At 63.5% G+C, this 873-nt stretch carries 1 pseudogene; it reads right to left on the bottom strand.

The features are described 5' to 3' along the window. Nucleotides 1-147: 147 nt before the first annotated feature. A pseudogene (locus EOA85_RS36290) lies at nt 148-873 on the bottom strand (glycine betaine ABC transporter substrate-binding protein); the annotation flags it as partial.

Raw genomic sequence — 873 nt, 5'->3', positions numbered from 1 at the left:
GATTGGCAGCGTCAGCGCCGGTATACACCTTGCTCAGCTGAAAGGTGGCGAAAGCCGTCGCGACATCTGATCTCCCCCCTTGAGGGGGAGATGGCCGGCAGGCCAGAGGGGGGCGCCGCGCACCGATGTCACGATTTCAGGAACGGCCTACTTCAAAAACCCGTTCTTCTTCAAAAAATCTTCGGCGACGCCCTCGACCGGCTCGCCGCCGACCTGCACGCGGCCGTTCAGTTCCTGCAGGGTGACGAGGTCAAGCTTGGCGAAGACCGGCTTCAGCAGCGTCTCGATCTCGGGATGCTCCTTCAGCACCGCCTTGCGGATGATCGGAGCCGGCTGGTAGACCGGCTGCACGCCCTTGTCGTCACCGAGCACGACCAGGCCGGACGGCGCGATGCCGCCATCGGTGCCGTAGACCATGGCGGCATTGGCGCCGTTGGTCTGGTTCGCCGCAGCGGCGATGGTCGCCGCTGTATCGCCGCCGGACAGCGTGATCAGCTGGTCCGGCTTAAGCGTGAAGCCATAGGTGGTCTGGAAGGCCGGCAGCGCGGCAGCCGAATTGACAAACTCGGCCGAGGCCGCCAGCACCACCTGGCCGCCGCCGGCGATATATTTGCCGAAGTCGAACAGCGTCGCCAGCTTGTTGGTCTCGGCGACATCCTTGCGCAGCGCAATCGCCCAGGTGTTATTGGCCGGCGACGGCGACAGCCAGACGATCTTGTTGGCGTCATAGTCGAGCTTCTTGGCCATTTCATAGCCCTTGGCGCATTCTTCCACACCGGGTCGTCGGCCTTTTCGAAGAAGAAGGCGGCATTGCCGGTGTATTCCGGATAAATGTCGATCTCGCCGGCGGTGATCGCCTTGCGCACCACCGGA

The sequence above is a fragment of the Mesorhizobium sp. M5C.F.Ca.IN.020.29.1.1 genome (assembly GCF_003997375.1).
Lineage (GTDB): Bacteria > Pseudomonadota > Alphaproteobacteria > Rhizobiales > Rhizobiaceae > Mesorhizobium > Mesorhizobium wenxiniae.
The sequence above is the reverse complement of the archived record's forward strand: the minus strand, read 5'-3'. Positions and strand labels throughout refer to the sequence as shown.